This window comes from Pseudomonas parakoreensis, assembly GCF_021602155.1.
Lineage (GTDB): Bacteria > Pseudomonadota > Gammaproteobacteria > Pseudomonadales > Pseudomonadaceae > Aquipseudomonas > Aquipseudomonas parakoreensis.
Map to the genome: position 1 here is coordinate 360,285 of NZ_BQHY01000004.1, position 19,468 is coordinate 379,752.

17 protein-coding genes and 1 pseudogene are annotated in these 19,468 nt (G+C 62.2%); 15 read left to right on the plus strand and 3 right to left on the minus strand.

Annotated elements, in window-relative coordinates:
• Positions 1-10: 10 nt before the first annotated feature.
• From L6D63_RS08480 to L6D63_RS08540, 13 genes and pseudogenes are all read left to right on the plus strand, one after another.
• Positions 11-1,603 (plus strand): GumC family protein, encoded by a 1,593-nt coding sequence (locus tag L6D63_RS08480; RefSeq protein WP_131671240.1) that lies wholly within the window; start codon positions 11-13, stop codon positions 1,601-1,603.
• Positions 1,600-2,691, plus strand: a complete 1,092-nt coding sequence (locus tag L6D63_RS08485) for a glycosyltransferase family 4 protein (RefSeq protein WP_121186184.1) — start codon at positions 1,600-1,602, stop codon at positions 2,689-2,691. Before L6D63_RS08480 ends, L6D63_RS08485 begins: the two co-directional genes overlap by 4 nt.
• Positions 2,688-4,055 carry an O-antigen ligase family protein gene (locus L6D63_RS08490; RefSeq protein ID WP_131671239.1) on the plus strand — a complete coding sequence of 456 codons (1,368 nt, stop codon included), beginning with the start codon at positions 2,688-2,690 and terminating at the stop codon, positions 4,053-4,055. The genes L6D63_RS08485 and L6D63_RS08490 overlap by 4 nt, the downstream gene beginning before the upstream one ends.
• Complete coding sequence (locus tag L6D63_RS08495; RefSeq protein ID WP_131671238.1) at positions 4,052-5,020, plus strand: glycosyltransferase; 969 nt, start codon at positions 4,052-4,054, stop codon at positions 5,018-5,020. Before L6D63_RS08490 ends, L6D63_RS08495 begins: the two co-directional genes overlap by 4 nt.
• Positions 5,013-6,149 (plus strand): glycosyltransferase family 2 protein, encoded by a 1,137-nt coding sequence (locus L6D63_RS08500; protein WP_131671237.1) that lies wholly within the window; start codon positions 5,013-5,015, stop codon positions 6,147-6,149. The genes L6D63_RS08495 and L6D63_RS08500 overlap by 8 nt, the downstream gene beginning before the upstream one ends.
• Before the next feature lie 13 nt (positions 6,150-6,162).
• On the plus strand, positions 6,163-7,164 hold the full coding sequence (locus tag L6D63_RS08505) for a polysaccharide deacetylase family protein (protein ID WP_131671236.1): 1,002 nt from the start codon (positions 6,163-6,165) through the stop codon (positions 7,162-7,164).
• Complete coding sequence (locus L6D63_RS08510; protein WP_047293348.1) at positions 7,161-8,465, plus strand: lipopolysaccharide biosynthesis protein; 1,305 nt, start codon at positions 7,161-7,163, stop codon at positions 8,463-8,465. The genes L6D63_RS08505 and L6D63_RS08510 overlap by 4 nt, the downstream gene beginning before the upstream one ends.
• Positions 8,462-10,381: a hypothetical protein gene (locus tag L6D63_RS08515; RefSeq protein ID WP_131671235.1), complete on the plus strand. Its 1,920-nt coding sequence runs from the start codon at positions 8,462-8,464 to the stop codon at positions 10,379-10,381. The genes L6D63_RS08510 and L6D63_RS08515 overlap by 4 nt, the downstream gene beginning before the upstream one ends.
• Before the next feature lie 68 nt (positions 10,382-10,449).
• Positions 10,450-11,139, plus strand: coding sequence for a GNAT family N-acetyltransferase (locus tag L6D63_RS08520; protein WP_047293345.1), 690 nt, complete (start codon positions 10,450-10,452; stop codon positions 11,137-11,139).
• A gap of 4 nt (positions 11,140-11,143) precedes the next feature.
• Positions 11,144-12,322, plus strand: coding sequence for a GNAT family N-acetyltransferase (locus tag L6D63_RS08525; protein ID WP_131671234.1), 1,179 nt, complete (start codon positions 11,144-11,146; stop codon positions 12,320-12,322).
• Positions 12,294-13,085, plus strand: coding sequence for a ChbG/HpnK family deacetylase (locus tag L6D63_RS08530; RefSeq protein ID WP_236170303.1), 792 nt, complete (start codon positions 12,294-12,296; stop codon positions 13,083-13,085). The genes L6D63_RS08525 and L6D63_RS08530 overlap by 29 nt, the downstream gene beginning before the upstream one ends.
• Positions 13,085-13,342: pseudogene (locus L6D63_RS08535) on the plus strand (N-acetyltransferase); the annotation flags it as partial. The gene L6D63_RS08530 and the pseudogene L6D63_RS08535, both read left to right, overlap by 1 nt.
• A gap of 187 nt (positions 13,343-13,529) precedes the next feature.
• A complete protein-coding gene (locus tag L6D63_RS08540; RefSeq protein WP_047293342.1) occupies positions 13,530-13,730 on the plus strand; it encodes a helix-turn-helix domain-containing protein in 201 nt (66 codons plus the stop codon).
• 132 nt (positions 13,731-13,862) lie between these two features.
• Here L6D63_RS08540 and L6D63_RS08545 read toward each other — a convergent pair whose 3' ends face one another.
• Together L6D63_RS08545 and L6D63_RS08550 are read right to left on the minus strand one after the other, a co-directional pair.
• Entirely contained in the window at positions 13,863-14,669 is an 807-nt protein-coding gene (locus L6D63_RS08545; protein WP_131671232.1) for a class I SAM-dependent methyltransferase, read from the minus strand.
• Positions 14,670-14,868: 199 nt separating this feature from the next.
• Positions 14,869-15,756 carry a LysR family transcriptional regulator gene (locus tag L6D63_RS08550; protein ID WP_047293340.1) on the minus strand — a complete coding sequence of 296 codons (888 nt, stop codon included), beginning with the start codon at positions 15,754-15,756 and terminating at the stop codon, positions 14,869-14,871.
• A gap of 200 nt (positions 15,757-15,956) precedes the next feature.
• Here L6D63_RS08550 and L6D63_RS08555 point away from each other — a divergent pair, with 200 nt between their 5' ends.
• Complete coding sequence (locus L6D63_RS08555; protein WP_131671231.1) at positions 15,957-16,973, plus strand: alpha/beta hydrolase; 1,017 nt, start codon at positions 15,957-15,959, stop codon at positions 16,971-16,973.
• Positions 16,974-17,180: 207 nt separating this feature from the next.
• On the plus strand, positions 17,181-18,608 hold the full coding sequence (locus tag L6D63_RS08560; RefSeq protein ID WP_236170304.1) for a mechanosensitive ion channel family protein: 1,428 nt from the start codon (positions 17,181-17,183) through the stop codon (positions 18,606-18,608).
• A 198-nt stretch (positions 18,609-18,806) separates the two neighbouring features.
• Here L6D63_RS08560 and ycaC read toward each other — a convergent pair whose 3' ends face one another.
• A complete protein-coding gene (gene ycaC / locus L6D63_RS08565) occupies positions 18,807-19,430 on the minus strand; it encodes an isochorismate family cysteine hydrolase YcaC (RefSeq protein WP_041066222.1) in 624 nt (207 codons plus the stop codon).
• Between the last annotated feature and the right edge of the window lie 38 nt (positions 19,431-19,468).

Below are 19,468 nucleotides of genomic sequence, written 5' to 3' on the forward strand. Positions count from 1 at the left end.
GTGACCGATCATGAATCCAAAGGAAAACTACCTGCATGAGTTCTTCAGGATCTTCTTCGCCAACAAGCAGCTGGTGAAACGGGTCTTCCTGATCTTTGCAGTCATCGCGTTGGTACTGCCGCTGGTGCTCAAGCAGAGCTTCGATATCACCGCCCAGGTGATCGTGCAGTCGAAAAAACTTTCCCAGGGTGACGCCACCACGTCACTGACGGTCGATAACGCCACCTTCATTCCGCCGTCGCTGGCGGACATGGAAACCGAAAGCAACATCCTGCGGTCCCCGGCGCTGATCCGCCAGACCATCAGCGAGCTACGCGACAAGGGCGAGTACGACCCGCCTGTGGGCGTATTCGCCAAACTGGTGAGCAACCCGTTCCGCCGTTACGTCTCTTCGCCGCTGCGTGAGTACGTGATCAATCCGCTGCGCAACATGCTCGGGCTGCAAACCGATCCGGTGCGTGACACGGTGCTCGATGGCTTGACGCAAGATGCGATCGACAGCCTGAAGATCGAGACCCTGCCCGGCTCCAACGTGATCTCGATCATCTACAGTTTCCCGGATCCGCATCAGGGCACCACGTTCGTTGCGACCCTGCTGCAGAACTATCTGGTCAGCCGTCAGGCGCTGCAGTCGATCGACCTGCCGCAGTCTTTCTACGAAACCAAGAAGCACTTGTATCAGGTGCGCCTCGATGGACTGGAAGGTAATCGGCAAGCGCTGCTGGAGAGTGTTGCATCGTCCGATCCGAAAGAAGAAATCACCTTCCGCCTGAACGCGATCAACACCGAAGAGCAAGCCCTGAACCTATATCAGGATCGCCTGTTGCAGAGCCAGCGCTGGCTCGAATACCTGAAAACTGCGCTGACGGCCGCCAGCAGCAACAAGCTCAACGACTACACCTTCCCCTTCACCTTCACCACCACCGTCGATAACGTGGCGTTCGAGGATCGGGAAATCAAACAGTTGGGCGAGCAACTGACCACGCAAGTCAGCCGCTACATGAATGACCTCGCGGTGTTCCAGCCCGGCAGCGAGCCGATGCTGCTGACCCGCGAGCAGATCGCCCGCACCCGCCAGCAGTTCCTCAAAGTGGTGAGCAACCGTATTCAGGAACGCACCAACGACCTGGCCGTGGTGCAACAGGTGATCGATCAGAAAACCGCGCGCATCGCCGAGTTCAAGAACCGCATCCACACCTTGCAACAGACCCAGAGCAAGCTGCGGCAGATGGACACGGAAATCGACGCGCTGCACACGGCGTTCTCGACCTATGCGCAACGCTTCGCCGAAAGCAGCACCGCCGGTTCGCTCAACGATGACCTGTCGAACGCCAAAGTGCTCAGCCCGCCGTTTGAGCCAACCGAGCCGGCGTTCCCCAAACCGCTGCTGATCATCCCGTTCGGGCTGTTCACCGGTCTGCTGCTGGCGATTGCCCTGGTCTATGTGCGTGAGTTCTTCGATCACCGGTTCAAACACCCGGCGCAAATCACCCACGAACTGGGCCTGCCCGTGTTGCTGGTGATCAACGACGAAAACGTGCTGCCGAGCAATCCGCACAAGAACTGGACCGTGCCAAGCTTCGTGCACTGGGTGCGCAATTGAACACGCTGTCCACCCCGAACGCCGCGCTGCCGATCATTCACTTGCTCAGCAGCGGCGGCTTCTATGGGGCCGAGCGCATGTTGCTCGATCACTGCCTGGCGACACCGGGGCAGCACCAGGTGCTGTTTCTCGATGCACCGCCAGCGTTGATCGCGCGCTTTCGCGAGGCCGGGGTGGACTGTCGTGGTTGTGCCGGGCCGGGTGAGTTGTTGCGCCACCTGCGGGCCCGGCGCAGCGAACGACCGCTGATCAACACCCACAACTTCAAGGGGCTGTTGTTCGGCTGGGTCGGCGCGACGCTGTTGCGTTTGCCGCTGGTCATCACCCAACACGGCTTCACCCCGCGCAGTCGCAAGCAGAAGTTCTACACCTGGCTGAGTCTGCAGTTGTGCCGCACCGCCTCGGTGGATCGGGTGGTGTGCGTGGCCGAGAGCATCGCCGTATTGCATCGTCAGGCCAGCGTGCAAGCTGAAAAGCTGCAGGTGATCCCCAACGGGTTACCCGCCGCCGCCGCGCGGGTCAGCAACGTTGACCGTCAGCGCTGGCTGGCCGGTTATGTCGGGCGCTTGAGCAGCGAGAAAGGCCCGGACCTGTTTCTCGATGCCCTGATTCCGCTGTGTCACCAGCATCCGCAACTGGACGCGGTGATGCTCGGCGACGGCCCGGAACGTGAGGCGCTGCTGGCGCGGATCGACGCCGCAGGTTTGCAGCAACGAATTCGCCTGCCCGGTTACCAGACCGCCATGCAGCCGTGGTGGCAGCAACTGGATGCGCTGGTGATCAGCTCGCGCACCGAAGGCACGCCGATGATTCTGCTCGAAGCGATGCAGAGCGGCGTGCCGGTGGTGGCGTTTGCGGTCGGCGGCATTCCCGATGTACTCGAGCATCGGCACAACGGCTTGCTGGCGACACCCGCCGCCAGCGCCGACCTCGCCCGCCAGCTCGATAACCTGCTGAACGAGCCGAACCTGGCTCGGCAATTGTGTGACAACGCAAAGCGTACGCAACAGGATCGCTACGACCTCAAGGCCCTGGCCGAACGCTGGTCGCAGCTATACATCCGCACGGCACGGGAGGCACGCGCATGATTTTCCCGCTCTCGATCGTCACGCTGCTCGGTCTGGTGTGCATCGGTTTGCTCGCCAGCCCTTATCCATTTCTCGCACCGGGTGCGGTCATTGGTCTGGTGGGGTTCACGGTGTTGTACCGCAAGCCGACCTGGGGCCTGCTGGGCATTGCCGCGCTGGTGCCGTTTGAAGGTTTCTTCAAGGACAGTGCGCTGTCCGGAAGCAAACTGATCGGCGCCTCGCTGGCGGTGATCGTGATGCTGCAACTGGCCCTGCACCAGATTCCCGGCGAGCGCCTGCGCAGCAATATCTGGCGGTTTCTGCTGTGGTTTCTGGTCCTGTATTTCCTCAGCCTGCTCAACACCGATGACGTGGGCATGTCGCTGGGACACCTGCGCGAACTGAGCGTCGGGCTGATCTTGTTTGTCATTACCCTGTTGATTGGCCGTGAACTGAATCTCGACCTGTTCGCCCGACTGGTGACCCTGAGCGTCAGCACGACCTGCGCCATGGCGATGTTTTCGGTCAAATTCCAGGATCAGGGGCGCGCTGCCGGTCTTCTGGAAGACCCCAACGCGTTTGCCCTGCTGATCGCTTTCGCCATTCCGTTGGCGCTGCTGCTGGTGATTCGTGGGCCCAACCTGCTGCACCGATTGTTCTGGGGCGCTTGCTGCCTGCTGCTGCTCGGTGGCATGACCAAAACCGAATCGCGCTCCGGGCTGGTGGTGGTGGCCTTGAGTCTGCTGATCGGCTGCTGGCACTACCGCGCGCAACTCACCCGGATCCGTCCACGGCACCTGGGGTTCGCCATGCTCGGTGCGGCGATCGTGATTCCGCTGGCGATCTACGCGATGCCCGCCGGCTACGTCGCGCGCATTCAGTCGCTGAGTATTCTCAGCGCCGGTTCCAAGGCACAGGACGAATCCCTCGGCCGCCGCGCCTCGTACATCGTGGTCGGCGGCCAGATGATCCGCGAGAACCCGCTGCTCGGTTCCGGCCCCGGCACCTTCCCACTGCACTACGCGACCACCGGCTACGCCAAGGCGTTTTCCGCCAACCGCAAGATCGGTGACCTGTACCGCCGTGCGCACAACACCTACCTGGAAATCTTCAGTGAACTGGGGATTCCTGCCGGCCTGCTGTTCGTCGGCATGCTCGGCCTGGGCCTGTACAACCTGATTCGCGCACGCGCCGCGTGGATGCTGCGGCGCGACTGGCAACAGGCGGACCTGATGACCCACCTCGGCGTGAGCTTCCTGTCGCTGACCCTGTTCCTGATGTTCCTCAGCGCGCCGAACCAGAAATACGTGTGGATCATGCTCGCGCTGACCAGCGTCCTGCGCCTCAAAGCCGAACAGGCGCCACTGACCGAGGCCAGACCATGAGCCGGATCAGCATCATCATCCCGATGTTCAACGAGGCGCGGCACATTGGCCGCACGCTGCTGGCCGCGCAAAAAGCCGCACATGCAGCCGAGGTCGACTGCGAGTTGATCGTGGTCGACAACGGCTCGAACGACGACGGCCCGCACATCGCCCGTCAATTCGGCGCGCAGGTCCTGGTGCTGCCGGGCCTGTTGATCGGTGCGCTGCGCAATCGCGGTGCCCTGCTGGCAAGCGGCGAGTGGATCGCGTTTATCGATGCCGACGTCGAGATGCCCGAAGACTGGCTCAAGCCCTTGTTCGAGCTGCAAGCCGAGGGTCAGGCCGACGTGTTCGGCCTCGACCTGCACACCCCCGCTGCCGCGCCGTGGTACGCCACCGCCTGGCAACGCCGCACGCTGCGCCCGCCGAGCCAGGCATCGCATACGGTGGATTGGCTGCCCAGTTGCAACCTGCTGATGCGCCGGCACTGGTTCGACAAGGTCGGTGGTTTCAACGAACACCTGCGCACCGGCGAAGACAAAGAGTTCACCCTGCGTCTGCACGAACAAGGCGCGCGGCTGCTGTCGGTGAACAGCAGCGTGGCCCTGCACTGGGGCTACGAAATGAACTGGCGGGAGTGGATGGGCAAGGAAATGTGGCGGCAAGGCAGTCACTTGCAACTGCTGCGCACCCATGGGTTCAGCCTGCGGCTGCTGCGTTTTCCACTGCTCTCGCTTGGCGTGTGGATACTGGACTTTCTGACCCTCTCGGCCTTGCTCGACGGCTTTCCGCATCACGCTGCAATCATGGTGATGCTGACCCTGGTGCCCGCACTGGTGCTGAGCATTCGTCAGAGCGCTCGGCACCACAATGTCGTTCTGACCCTGCAACTCTGGGGCCTGCACTGGGTGCGTCTGCACCTGGCGGGTGCCGCGTTCATTCTCAGTCTGTGTCATTGGACCGCAAGGAGGCCTGCCCGTGGCTGAATTCATTTTCTGGCTGTGCCTGCTGCTGCCGGTGTACGCCTACCTTGGCTACCCTTTGCTGCTGACCGTGCTGGCACCGCTGTTCCCGGCCTGGCGCCACAGCCCGGCGCCGCCGCTGAGCATCAGCATCGTGATCGCCGCGCACAACGAGGCGCGGCATATCGAGCACAAATTGCGCACGCTGCTGGCGCAGGACTATCAGCCGGCCACGCTGCAGATCATCCTCGCCAGCGACGGCTCGACCGACGACACCGTGGCCTGTGCGCACAAGGTGGTCGATTCGCGCATCACCGTCCTCGATCTGCCGCGCCAGGGCAAAGCGGCAACGCTGAACGCCGGGGCGGCGCTGGCGACCGGCGATATCCTGGTGTTCACCGATGCCGATAACCAATGGTCGCGGGAAACCCTCGGCTACCTGCTCGCGCCCCTCAGTGACCCGAATGTCGGCGCCTGCGCCGGGCACATGGTGATTCCGGTGACCGGTGGCGGCTTGAGCGTCGGCGACAGTCTGTACCGACATTACGAGGGCTGGCTGCGCCGGGTGGAGAATCGCACCGGTTGCATGGTCTCGGCCGACGGCGCCCTGCTCGCCCTGCGCCGCGAGCTGTTCCAGAGCGTACCGGCGGAGGTCAATGACGACTTCTTTCTCAGCACCTGCGCGCCGGTCGCCTTCAAGCGCATTGTCTATGTGCCCGAGGCGCAAGTGATCGACCACGGTGTCGACGAAGCGGACAAACAGTTCCGCCGCCGTCAACGCGTCACCGTCGGTGGCCTGCAAAGCCTCGCCCAGCGCCGTGAACTGCTCAACCCGTTCAAACATGGCTTGTATTCGATTGCGCTGATCAGCCACAAGCTGATCCGCCGTCTGGCACCGATCCTCCTGTTGCCATTGCTACTGAGCAATTTCTGGCTGTGGGAGGACCACGGGTTCTATCGACTGGCCCTGATCGCCCAACTGTTCGGTTACGCCTTGGCGATTGCCGGACTGCTGGATTCACAACACCGGTTACCCAAACCGTTTCGCCTTGCGGCATTTCTGCTGGTCACGCTGGCAGGCATGAGCATCGGCCTGTGGCAGTTCCTGCGCGGCCAGCGTTACGCCCAGTGGAATCCTGAACAAAACCGTTGAAAGGAGCGAAGCCATGGCGATCAAACAATTAATAAAACGCACCAGTGGCTGGCTTTACCTCAATTCCCCGGTGGGACGAAATCAGCTGCACGGCGCCGGGGTGATCCTGATGTTGCACCGGGTGCTGGCCAACGACCGCGCTGCCGACTTGCCGCACCGCAATGAGCTGTGTGTCGGACCGAAAGCCTTCGAGCACCTGCTGGTGTGGCTGCGCCGACACTTCGATTGCGTGCCGCTGATGGACATCCTTGCGCCCACCTCACTGCGCAGCGACCGTCCACGGGTGGCGCTGACGTTCGACGACGGCTGGCGCGACAACGCGGTCAATGCGTTCCCGCTGCTGCAAAAACATCAGGTGCCGGCGAGCATCTTTCTCTCCACCGACTTCATCGGCAGCCGCCAGCGCTTCTGGTGGGAAAGCCTTGGCGAGACCCTGTGGGGCAGCCATGGCGAAAAGGCCCGCATGCACTTGATCGAATACCTGCACATGATCCATCGCCCACTGCCGGTACTGGTCGATGACATTGATGTCGACCGTCGCAGCCTGTCGCTGCTGCATTACCTGCAAAGCCTCAAAGACCTTGAACCGGCGATGCTCGAACGCCTGACTGACGAATGCCCGCCCGAAGCGCAGCCGCAAGCGCTGGACTGGCACCAGGTGCGGGCGCTGGAAGCCTCGGGACTGGTGCGTTTCGGCCCGCACGGCGCCAGCCACGCGATCCTCACGGAACTGGACGATGTGCGCCTGAGCGAAGAAATCCGTCGCAGCCGCGACGCCTTGAACAACGGCTGCAACCGGCCACTGCCGGTGTATTGCTACCCCAACGGCAACAACGACGACCGTGTGCGCAGGCAGATGGCTGCCCACGATTACCCGTTCGCGCTGGGCACCGGCACCGGCATCTATCGCGGCGAAGGCGATCCACTGAACCTGCCACGTTTCGGCGTCAGCCAACGCACCGCGCGTAATCCCGAGCTGCTGTCGTGGCGCATCTTTCGTGGAAACCGGCCATGAGCCGCAGCCATTACCTCAAGCATCTGGCGCTGAGCATGGGCACCAAACTGGCGATGATCGCCTTGCGTTTGCTGCGCAACGTGTTGCTGGCGCGGATCCTCGGCCCCAGTGAGCGCGGGCTGTTTGCGCTGCTCAGCACCTTGCCCGATCTGATCAGCGCTGCCACCAGTGGCGGGTTGAATTCAGCCGTCGGTTATCAGGCCGCCAAGCAACGACCGATGGGGCTGCTGCTGAGTCAGGTGCTGGTGTTCGGATGCTTGCTCGCCGGCCTGTTGACCTTGTTGGTGGTGGCGCTGGTGCGTGAGTTCGGCAGTGAACTGGATGTCACCGTGCAGCTCGGTCTGCTGGCCTGGCTGTTACTGCTGGCGGTACCGCTGACCGTGCTGAAAAGCGGTCTGCTGACCCTGCACAACGCCTCCGGTGGCGTGGTCGCGTTCAACGCCTTGCGCCTGACCGAATCGCTGGCGCCGCTGCTGCTGTTTCTCGCGCTGTTCTGGATGTGGAAAAGCGCGGCACTGGAAGCGGCGCTGATCAGTTGGCTGGCCGGGATCAGCCTGGTGGTGCTGGCCGGTTGGGTATGGCTCAAACGCGCGCAACCGCTGCACCTGCAATGGGATCGCGCCAGCCAGAACGAACTGCTGCGCTACAGCGCGCGCAGCCATCCGGACCTGCTGTTCCAGCAGGTGATTCTGCGCTCGGACTACCTGTTCATCGGCGCCCTGCTCGGCAGCACCGCACTGGGGCATTACGCCATGGCCAGCGCCGCCGCCGAACTGCTGCTGATCGTCCCGGAAGCGGTGACCACGCCGCTGATGAAACGCCTGCTGCAACAGGACGAAGGCATGGACAAGGTCACCCCGCTGGCCCTGCGCCTGACCGCCACAGTGATGCTCGGCGCGTGCCTGAGCATGGCCGTGATCGGCAACTGGCTGATCGTCACCCTGTTCGGCATCGCTTACCAACCGGCGTATCCGGCGCTGCTCGCCTTGCTGCCGGGGCTGCTCGGGCTGTGCTACGCGAGCATCCTGCGTCTGGACCTGCTGGGAAAAAACCGCCCCGGTACGGTGTCGCTGCTGATGGGCCTCGGCGCCCTGCTCAATCTGGCGCTGAACCTGGTGTTGATTCCGGCCTACGGCATCGTCGGCGCAGCAGCGGCGTCGTCGATTGCCTATCTGGCGGTGACGGTGGCGATGCTGGTGTTGTACTGCCGTTTGAGCGGCGTGGCGTTCTGGCAAACCCTGATCATCCTGCCCAGTGACATCGCGCCGATGTGGCAGATGCTGCACCGGAAGGCCGCATGAACCGCCTGGTCCTGCTGCTCGGTCTCGGCCTGTCGCTGGACGCCTTTGCCGCGTCGATGCGCTGGGGCGAGATCCGCGACGGCAGCCTGTATCTGCAAGCCGATCGCCCGGACAGCGTGACCGTGCGCTGGACCCCGGCGTGGCAGGCCGACGCCAACGAAGAGCATCTGTACCTGCTCGACGGCCAGGGCAAACTGCAGGGCGAACGCTTGATCAAGGCCAGCGAAACCCGCGGCACCCAGAGCTGGCCGTTGCTGCCCGGCGCTGCCAGTTATCGCCTGGAAATCCCTGGCTACAGCTTCCGCAATTATCGGGTCGAACACGATGAGCACACGGTGGCGCTGTTCGAACCGGCCAAGGTGCATTTCAGCGCGCAGACGCAGAACGGCGACGAGTTGTATTTCAAGGTCGCGCCGGGGGAACAGGCGGTGCTGGCCGGCAAGTTTCATGGCGGGGTCAACGCGCTGCAGGCGCAACGCGTGGGCGATGATCAGCCACTGACGCTGGCGCTCAAACCCTATCGCGCCTACTGGCAGTTCGATCAACTGGCGTTGCCGGTCAGCGAACGCGAACAGGTCTGGCGTCTGCGCCTGCAAGGCAGCGGCAAAGCGGCGTTCTGGCTCGACGGCACGGCCAATCGATTTGCGCAGACGCCGCAGCAACTCAAACCTGTGCGCGAAGAGACCGGCCAGATCCACCTGACCCTGCACGACAAAATCCTCGGACGCACGCCGGATCTGGGCATCGCCCTGCCCTATGTGATGCCGCCCGCCAGTAGCCATGCGGTGCTGGATGCGTTGAAAGCGACCGCCGCCAGTTACTACAGCTTTGTCGATGTCACGGCGAAGAATCCGCACTTCGAAGACGCGTTTCGCAAGGTTTATCAGGAGCGCTTCGGCATCCGTCAGGACATTACCCTGCTCGCCGGCAGCCAGCGTCAGGCCGATCTGCGCGCCGATGTGCAAAGCAATGGCGGGCTCGACGCGTGGCTGGCCAGCACCCGCGCCTTGGGCGGCAAAGGCACGCACTACATCGGTTTTGCCGATGAGCCGAACCTCAACTATTCGAGCTTCGAGCAATACCGGGCGATTTTCGCCAGCATGGCCAGGCAAGTACGCAGCGATCCAGCGAATGCCAGGGCCGGCGTGCGCATCGCCATGCCGGCCAGTTCGCGGCTGGTCAACGGGCCGTTCGCCGATAACGCGGCAGACAAGCGTGGCATCGACTGGGCGCGGCGCTTGCTCGGTGAGTCCGCCGGGCAGATCGACGCACTGGCCTGGCACGAATGGATGATCCGCGACTTGCTCGCCACCCGGGTCTACCGCGACAGCGTGCGCCGAGCTGCCGAACTGGTTGGCCTCGACGCTCGCGGCCAACCGCGCAAGGCTTTGCTGCTGGATCAGACCAACCTGTCCAGCGGCTCCAGCCTCAGCCCCTACGATCAGGAAACCCGCTACGCCGCGCTGTGGTGGACCTCGGTGGTGATCAACGCCTCGCAGGACGGTTTGCTGAGCATGCTCAACTGGTTTCAGGCCGCCGATGAACCGGAATACCCCAAAGGCATGATCCGGGTCTTGGGCGCTGAGGGTTTCGAGCTGAAACCGGTGGGGCTGGCCCAGCAGTTCATCGCGCAGCACTGGCTGCATCAGGTGCTGTGGCTTGAGAACGACGGCTTTGAAGTCGATGTGCTGGCGATGGCCGGCGACGCCCAGCGTGGCCTGCTCGGCGTAAACAAGGGCACGCGACTGCAGCAAATCGAATTGAACGGCGCCCGGTGCCCGCTGAGTAACGGTGCATTGCATTACTTCGGCGCGGACAACCGCAGCCGCGACGCGCCGTTTCTCTGCCAGGACGGCCGCGTACGTTTCGAGCTGCCGGGGCAGACCTTGTTCGCCCTCAGCTGGACCCCTTCATGAACCGTCGATTCATGTTCTGCCACGCGGGCCCGCACGCCACGCGTTGCATATCATCAGGAGCAAAAACCATGAGCATTGCGCAAAAAGTCAGCCAACAGATTAAACAAAAAGGCCTGCGCGTCACCCTCGCCAAGGCGTGGAAGCACTTCGTGTTTTCCCATCAGGAGCTGCTGTGGATGGAACGCGATCTGGTCAGCCCGGTGCCGCCGCACAACCTCAAGCCGTATCCACCGGTGAGGGCAGTGACGATCACTGCCGACAACGCCAGCGCCTTCGCGCGCTACTTCGGCGACCGTGTCGGGACCATGGCCGAGTTGGCCAACGAAGGTCATACCGGGCTCATGTATCTGGACGAACAAGGCGATGCCGTAGGTTTTATCTGGGGCAGCAAGCGGGACTATTTCGACCGGCACTACTACGGTTGCATGTTCCCGGTGAAGCCTGGCGAGTTCTTCGAATTCGGCGGCGAGTTGACCCGCGCCTTCTGGGGCACCGAGCTGTCGGTGGACGTGCAACTGGCACTGTGGAATGCCATGGCCGAGCAAGGCTGCGACAAGGTGGTGGACGTCTGCGAGTTCCACAACATCCCGGCGCTGAAACTGCACCTGCGCATGGGTTATACCGAGCAGGGCCGGATCATGAACATCTACACTCTGTTTGGTCGCTGGCGCTTCTATCGCGAAACCCGCTACAGCGGCTCGCGGCTGGATGCGCTGCGCAAACCGTCCCGTCCACCTGTCACAGCCACGGCGGCCTGAGCCCATGACGGCGCGATTCGAATGGCGCACTTCACTGTGCGCCGCCGACTTTCCGGCAGCCGCATATGAAGCGCTGCGCTTGCGGGTGACCGATCACACGCCGTTCAACCACCTGGGCTGGTTGTGCGCGGCAGAGCAGGCACTGAGCGCGGGCGAGAGCCTGCACATCCTGCTCGGTTGGGAAGCGGACGAATTGCGCCTGTGCCTGCCGCTGGTGGCGGGCCGCGAGCGCTTTGCCGGTGTGCCGTTTCGCGTGTTGCATCACTTGGGCCATCCACTGGCGGACCGACTGGCGCTGCTGTCGTTGCTCAAGGGCGATGACATGCGCGAAGCCCTGCGCCTGATCCGTCGACACCTGCCGCACGCGCTGCTGCAACTCAACGAGTTATCCGAGCCTGCGGGTGAAGAAAGCACTCTCACCCCATGGATGGCCCACAGTTCCACGGGCGAACGCCGTCTCAGTTGTCGGGTGCCGGTGCATCTGATCAGCGAAGCGGATCACCAGGAGGTCTCCGGTGACCCGCGCTACAAACTGCGCCGGGCGCGCAAACGGATTGCCGCGTGTGGCGCCCTGGTGCGGCGCATTACCCCCGATGCGCTGAGCATGGGTCCGCTGTTGCGGGCGATCAGCGAAGTCGAAGCAGTGAGCTGGAAAGGTGACGAAGGCGTGGGGATCTTCGCCAGCGAGCGCAGTCGGCAATGGATCGAACGCGCCTTCACCGCCCTCGCCGGCCAGGGCCTGGTGCGGGTGGTGACGCTGGAACTCAACGGGCGTTGCATCAGCTATCGCCTCGGCTTGCTGGAACAGGGTCGACTCTACGATTACAACCTCGCGTTCCTGCCGCAATACGCCGATCTGGGCAGCGGCCGGGTGTTGCTGGAGGAATGGATTCGCTGGGGGCTGGATGAGCAATGGCGCTGGATCGATGCCTCGCGGGTCAGCCTGGAAAACTCCAGCCACCAGTTACACGAGCGCATGACCGGCCAACTGGAGCACTGGCGCTGGAGTTTCTATTCCTGGCGCCCCAGCGGGATATTGCTGGGGCTGGGGTTGCGCCTCTGGCATCGCTTGAAACCGACGGTGCAGCAATGGCGCGCGCGACGTGCGGCCAGACCGGCACCGACACCTGTCGTCATCACCACGGAGGGCGATCATGCCTCGCCAAGTCATAGTCAACGCTGACGATTTCGGTTTGAGCCCGAACGAAAACGCGACGATCTTCGCCGCGTTTCAGGCCGGGGTCATCAGCTCGGCCACGGCCATGGCCAACATGCCGGCGTTTGAGGCGGCCTGTGCGATGGCCAGGCATGCATCGCTGCAAGGTCGGGTCGGATTGCACTTCAATCTGACTTACGGCCGGCCGCTGAGTGCTTCGATTCTGCGCAGCCGAACCTTTTGCGATGGGCATGGCGTGTTCGATCTGAGCCTGCCACGCCATAGTCTGTGGCTGAGTCGCGAAGATCGCGACGCAGTACGAGAAGAGTTGCAGGCGCAGTGGCAGCGTTGCGTCGAACATGGCGTACGGCCAAGCCACATCGACTCGCACCAACACGTGCACAACATCTGGCCGATTGGTGAAATCGTCGCGCGGTTTGCCGCTCAGCAAGGTGTGCCGATTCGCCTGGCGCGCAATCTGGGGCAGAACCTCAGTCTGCCAAAACGCGTGTTCAAAGGTCTGCTCAATTGGCGCTTGCAGAGCCTGGCCGGCGCGACGGCGGACTACGTATGCACGCCAGTGGACCTGCGCAACGCCCCCGCACCGAGCGACGGCGTGCTGGAAATCGTCGCCCACCCCAATCAGCTCGACAGCGATTTCGGCGATGCCTATCTCAACCCCGGAGAATCCCTGAACCGCGTGCTGGAGCAGCGGCTGACGGGGGTGCCGCGGGTGTCCTATGCCGATTTGAACAAGGATTTTTTACGGCATGCCGCGGCACTCGATTGATGGACGTACAAGTCGCCCTCTGGGAAGCCATGGCGGTTCAAGGCTGCGACAAAGTCGTCGACGTCTGCGAAACCCGCAACATCCCGGCGCTGAAGCTGCACATCCGCATGGGCTACCAAGAACAGGGCCGCGTCACCCACGTCTACGGCCTGTTCGGCCGCTGGCGCTTCTACCGCGAAAGCCGCTATCAAGGCTCACGCCTGGACCCCCTGCGCAAACCTGGGCGGCCGGTGGTGAGTGCGGCGGCGCAGGCGTGATTCGGTCGTAAGATATGGCGGCCGTTTGGCCGCCATCGCGAGCAGGCTCGCTCCTACAGTGGATTGCGTAACACAGGACTTTGCCCACAGCCGAAAAAGAATCGCCCTCCTGCCCTAAAGGCTATGCCTGACTGTTGCCAATGGCTTGATCAAGTAAATTGGCGCAAAAACAGAAGGGAGCAGAAAGTTGAGCTACAAACTCACCAGCCTAGAGTTGCCGTCATTACTCGTTGATGTCGCGGCAATTCGTGAGTATCTGAAACAAGTGCTAAGCGATGACGACGATGAAGAGTTGCTTCGAGCCATCGGCTATGTGGCACAGGCTTGCTCGAACATTCAGAAGGGTCAAACGGTCGAAGTCGACTTTCATTCTTTCAGCCAGACTTGAAACCTTATCGACGCCTTCGCTGGCAAGCCAGCTCCCACAGGTGTTCAGGTGTCCTCGCTATTTTCGTGCGAACCAAAAAACTGTGGGAGTCTGGCTTGCCAGCGATATGGCCGGTTGGAGCGATGGAAAGCTTCAGGCCTTGCTGGTGACCAAGGTGAAGCACAACGGCATCTGCGCCTCGCGATTCAGATACTGGTCATACACCTCTTCGCGATTCGAATGCGCATATTCCCTGAAGTGTGCGATGTTCAGGCCGGCGGCGATGGCGCCGCTGAAGATCGCGCCGAGGGTGTGCACGAACCAGTAGGACTTGGCCGCCTGCTGCTCGACCTTGCCGACGTAGACAATCGGTTCTTCCTGCACGAATGGCTCGGCGCGGAAGTAGGAGCTGGCGAGGCGGTACGGGTCTACGCCTTCAGGATCAACCATTTCCAGAAACGGATGGGTTTCATAGATCACCAGTTTGCCGCCCGGTTTCAGGGTTAACGCCACGTGGCGAAAGAACTCGCCGATGTCGGGCATCCAGTTCAGCACGCCGATGGTGATCAGCGCCACGTCGAAGCGGCTGTGCAGCGCAGCCGGCAGGTGATGGATATCGCTTTCGATGAATTCAGCGTTGTACGGCGAGCGCTGGTTCAATTCGCGAGCCTGTTCGAGAAACGCCTCCGATTGATCGACGCCGACCACACTGCGTGCACCGAGGGCAAACAGCGACAGGCTTTCGCGACCGTTGTTGCAACCGAGTTGAATCAACTCTTTACCGACGACACCGACCTGTTCCAGCAGATCGCGCAAGGTATCGTCGAGGCAGGAAAAATCTGCCTGCGAAACGTCGTTCAACAGCGCTTGCCATTCCGCCGATTCACGATGATGGCGAGCGGAATCGTTCCACGCCTGTCGATTGCTGTCGATGGCGGTTTTATTGTTGGGCACTTCCATGGCGCACTCCGGACGATGCTCGTGATTGAGCGGCCCCGAGTCTAGAACAGCCCAATCAATACGGTTGTTGCGACTTTGTAAGCCGCACCGCCGATCCACTGTGGGAGCTGGCTTGCCAGCGATTGTGGCGGTTCAGCCAAATCATCATCGACTGAAACACCGCTATTGCGAGCAGGCTCACTCCTACAGTTCGGAACGCTTACATCTGATTCAGGCGCTCGCGCAAAAACTCGACCAACGCCTGCACCGGGCGCGACGCCTGGCGATGCTGCGGGTAGACCGCCGACAGGGTCAGCGGTTCGGGCCTGTAGTCGTCGAGTACCGGCAGCAGTCGCCCGTCCTTCAGCGCCGCGCCGACGATGAACGTCGGCAGATAGGTAATCCCCATTCCCTGCACCGCCGCATCGCGCAGCAACTCGCCGTTGTTCACCCGCATGCGCCCGGTGACGTTGACCAGCAGCGGCTTGCCCTGCCCCGCGTTGAAGCGCCATTGCACGGAACGACCATGACCGTACGGCAGGCAGTCGTGGCTGTGCAGGTCTTCGGGGGTGAGCGGTGTGCCACGTTCAGCCAGATACGCGGGGCTGGCGCAGTACACCCGTTCGATGGCGGCGATACGCCGGGCGATCAGCGTCGAGTCTTCCAGCACACCGATACGCAACGCCAGATCATAACCTTCGCCGAGCAGGTCCACCGGGCGATCACTCAAATCCACTTCCACAGTGACATCGCGATAGCGCTGCAGGAACAGCGGAAGCAAACACCCAAGATGCGCCACGGCAAACGACAGCGGCGCACTGACGCGAATCGTCCCGCGCGGCTCGGCGGTCTGCCCGGCGATGCCCTGTTCGACCTGCTCCACTTCGCCGAGCAGGCGCAGCGCCGACTCGTAGTAGCTCTGACCCAGTGGCGTGACGTCGAGGCGTCGGGTGGAACGGTTCAACAAGCGCACACCGAGGCGCTCTTCGAGCTGCATCAAGCGGCGGCTCACGAACTGCTTGGACAGGCCCAATTGATCAGCCGCCGCCGTGAAGCTGCCGGAGTCCATGACCTGGCAAAAAATACGCATGTCTTCGAACGGGTTCATTGTCACTCTCTGGTGGACAGTTAAACGCTTTATAGCCGCTTTTTCACATTTCGACAGCTCATTAATCTGCGTTCACGGTGTTGAAACCACCCCCAAACCTGTAAGAGCTGCCGAAGGCTGCGATCTTTTAAAGATCAAAAGATCGCAGCCTTCGGCAGCTCTTACAGAGAACACGACCAATCAAAAAAATGGAATTGAGCATGAACATCAAAAAAACCCTGACCGCATCCCTCCTCGCCCTCTCCATCGGCAACGCATTCGCCGCCGGCAGCCCGGGCGTCGAACACAACACCCAGGCCTTCCTCGAAGCCCTCGCCGCCGGCGGTGGCAAACCATTGGAACAACTGAGCCCGAAGGATGCCCGTGCGGTGCTGACTGGCGCTCAGGCGTCGGTGAAAGTCGACCTCTCCGGGGTTGAAGTCAGCGACAAGGCGATCAAGGTCGATGGCCAGACCATCAACCTGAAAGTGGTGCGGCCGGCCAAGGTCAAAGGCGAATTGCCGGTGTTCATGTTCTTCCACGGTGGCGGCTGGGTGTTGGGTGATTTCCCGACGCACCAACGCCTGATTCGCGATCTGGTGGTCGGCTCTGGAGCGGTCGCGGTGTACGTCGATTACACGCCGTCGCCGGAAGCGCAGTACCCGACAGCGATCAACCAGGCCTATGCGGCGACAAAATGGGTCGCGGAAAACGGCAAGCAGATCGGGGTCGATGGCAAGCGTCTGGCGGTGGCCGGTAACAGCGTCGGCGGCAACATGGCGGCGGTCGTGGCGTTGATGGCCAAGGAACAGAAAACCCCGGCCCTGCGCTTCCAGTTGCTGATGTGGCCGGTGACCAACGCCGGGTTCGATAACGGCTCGTACCAGCAATTTGCCGAGGGCCACTTCCTCACCAAGGGCATGATGCAGTGGTTCTGGGACAACTACACCACCAACCCGGCCGAACGCGCGCAGATCCACGCCTCGCCGCTCAACGCCAGCGCCGAACAGCTCAAGGGCCTGCCCGCCGCGCTGATACAGACCGCCGAATTCGACGTGCTGCGTGACGAAGGCGAAGGCTACGCACGGCATCTGGATGCGGCCGGTGTGCCGGTGACCTCGGTGCGCTACAACGGGATGATTCATGACTTTGGCTTGCTCAATCCGCTGAGTCAGATTCCCGAAGTGAAAGCGGCCGTGCGCCAGGCCGCGGCTGAGCTGAAGACGCATCTGAACTGAGGCCCCCTCCCTCGCCACACCCAACGGTGTGGCGAGTTTTTTGATTGCAAGAACCCTTGTGGTGAGGGGATTCATCCCCGATGGGTTGCGAAGCGACCCCACTGCTAACCAAAAAGGCAGGGGACTGCTGCGCAGTCCATCGGGGATGAATCTCCTCACCACAAAAGCCTCTTCAACACCGACGTTCATGCAGTTCCGGAGATCGCCATGTCCATCCTCCTCACCCACCTGCTGTCCTGGAGCGCCGCCCTGCTGCTGCTCGACGCGCTGCTCTGGCACCTCGCCCCGTTCAAGCACCGCGCACCGCGGGTCGGTGTGCGGCTGGTGCTGTTTCTGGCATTCAGCGCGCTGGCCATCAACGCCGGCGTCAGCCCGTTGCAGGCTCCACTGTTTGCCGATGACCCGGTGACGCAGCTCGGGGCGACGGCGCTGGGCATTCTCTGGTGGCTGTACGCCGCGCGGGTGCTGACCGAAGTGATCGGCCTGATTCTGATGCGACGCATCGGCCACAGCGGTCGGCTGTTGCAGGACGTGATTGGCGCGCTGGTGTTTCTGGCGGCGATCGTCGCGGCCGCCGGGTATGTGCTGGAGCTGCCGGTCAAAGGCTTGCTGGCGACCTCCGGGGTGGTGGCGATCGTCGTCGGTCTGGCGCTGCAAAGCACCTTGGCCGACGTGTTTTCCGGCATCGTGCTCAACACCACCAAGCCGTATCAGGTGGATGATCTGGTGGTCATCGACGGCGTTGAAGGCAAGGTGCTCGACATCAACTGGCGTGCCACGCATCTGCTGTCCAGCACCGGCACTCTGGCCGTGGTGCCGAACTCGGTGGCGGCCAAGGCCAAGATCGTCAACCTCAGTCGCCCGAACAACCTGCACGGCGTGTCGATCAGCATCAAGGTGCCGAACCACATTCGCCCGCGTCGGGTGCTCGACGCCCTCGAGCGCACGCTCCAAGGCAGCAGCAGTCTGTTGCTGACGCCCGCACCGAAAGCGGTGCTGAAAGAGGCCGGCGACGAAATGTCGGAATACGTGGCCAGCGGTTTCATCGCCGAGCTGGGCAAGAAAGGCGAAGTGCGCAATCAACTGTTCGACCTCGCCCACCGGCATCTCGAGGCCGCAGGTATTTCCCGGCATCCGGACGGTGTGATCGAACCCTCGACCCGTGCCCGGGCGTTGCTCGATGAAGTGAAAGTGTTCCGCTCGCTGAGCCATGAGGAACGTGATCGCCTCGCCGAATCGATGGTCGCGCAGCAGTACAGCGCCGGGCAGGTGGTGCTCAATCTGGAGGAGGTGCCGGACAGCCTGTTCGTGATCGCCACCGGCGTAGTCAGCGCCAGCGTGCCGGATGGCAACGGCTTCAGCGAGGCCGGGCGCATGGGGCCGAGCGAGGTCATGGGTGAGCAAAGCATCCTTGCAGATACGCCTTCGCAAGCAACGTTTACCGCGCTGACCTCTTCGATCATCTACCGTCTCGACAAGAACCTGACCCGTCAGTGCATGGAACAGCGCAGCGAAGTCGGCCAGGCGTTGAACAAATTGCAGGCCGTGCGACAGCAGAACAGCCGGCTGGCGTTGATGGCCAAACCGGTGGCGGTGCGCAAGGGTGGGTTTCTCGGCTGGTTGCAGAAACGCTAGCCCCATCCAGCAGTTGAAAGCCAAATCTTGTGGCGAGGGAGCTTGCTCCCGCTTGAGTGCGCAGCGCTCACAGATTTCGGGGACTGCTGCGCAGCCCAGCGGGAGCAAGCTCCCTCGCCACAGGTGGTGATGGGTTACGCCTCTTTTTACTGCACATGAAAATGCCCGCAATCAAGCGGGCACTTTCAGTTCAAGCAATCACTTGGCAGTGAACTTGGTGTAGCTGTTGATCAGGTTGCGGTAGTTCGGCAGGCGTTCGGACAGCAGGTGCGCCAGGCCTTCCATGTCGTTGCGCCAGTCGCCCTGCAGCTCGCAGGCCACGGCAAACCAGTTCAGCAGATGTGCACCGGCCGCCGACATGCGCGCCCACGCCGCTTGTTGCACGGTGGTGTTGAAGGTGCCGGAAGAATCGGTCACCACGAACACTTCAAAACCTTCGGCGATGGCCGACAGGGTCGGGAATGCCACGCAGACGTCAGTCACCACACCGGCGATGATCAGTTGCTTGCGGCCGGTGGCTTTGATTGCCTTGACGAAGTCCTCGTTGTCCCAGGCATTGATCTGGCCAGGACGTTGAATGAACGGTGCATCCGGGAACTGCTCGCGCAGCTCAGGCACGATCGGGCCGTTCGGGCCGGCGTCGAAACTGGTGGTGAGGATGGTTGGCAGCTTGAAGAACTTGGCGATGTCGCCCAGTGCCAGCACGTTGTTTTTGAATTCGTTTGGCGAGAAATCCTGTACCAGCGAGATCAGACCGGTCTGGTGGTCGACCAGCAGCACGACCGCATCATCTTTGTTCAGACGCTTGTAGGGAACGCTCATGGGAAACTCCTCGGTGGATGGTTGTTGCATGAGGCGCC